This is a genomic window from Xenorhabdus miraniensis (assembly GCF_002632615.1).
On record NZ_NITZ01000120.1, the window covers coordinates 1 to 482 of the forward strand.

The window sequence follows — 482 nt, forward strand, 5'->3', positions numbered from 1 at the left end:
TAAAAGCCGGAAAGTCAGGGCATGGCTAAAACAAAATCCTAAATTTAATTTGTTGTTTTTACCGGTTTATTCGCCATGGATAAATAAGATTGAACGCCTGTGGCAATCATTGCATGAAACCGTCACACGGAATCACAGTTGTCAGTCTATGTGGCAACTCTTGATGTTGAAGAATTTATGAACTCATTTTCATCAGGGCAACAACCGGGGATGAGAAAAATGAGTGTATCACTATTATGAAAGCTTATTTAGGCGGTTAATGAACGACTGGCTTTTATAAGAAGCCATTTCCATACTTATCGGTATCGATCTCGGCAAGCATTCCTTTCGTATTCACTGTCAGGATAAATCAGGTAAGGTACTTCTGCGTAAAAAGTTTACACGAACGTCTGTTTTCTCCGGTCAGATTGGGCAAAAAGTGGCTTCTGAGCTGTGCACAGTCGTGGATGACGGCACGATTGAAGGCCGCCGTGGTTCACTGT

Annotated in this window: 3 pseudogenes; all 3 read left to right on the plus strand. The window is 41.9% G+C overall.

Going from position 1 to position 482, the window contains the following annotated elements:
* Positions 1-240, plus strand: a pseudogene (locus Xmir_RS22360) (transposase); the annotation flags it as partial.
* Between the two features lie 46 nt (positions 241-286).
* Positions 287-394 (plus strand): annotated as a pseudogene (locus tag Xmir_RS34750) (IS110 family transposase); the annotation flags it as partial.
* Positions 386-482 (plus strand): annotated as a pseudogene (locus Xmir_RS34755) (metallopeptidase TldD-related protein); the annotation flags it as partial. The pseudogenes Xmir_RS34750 and Xmir_RS34755, both read left to right, overlap by 9 nt.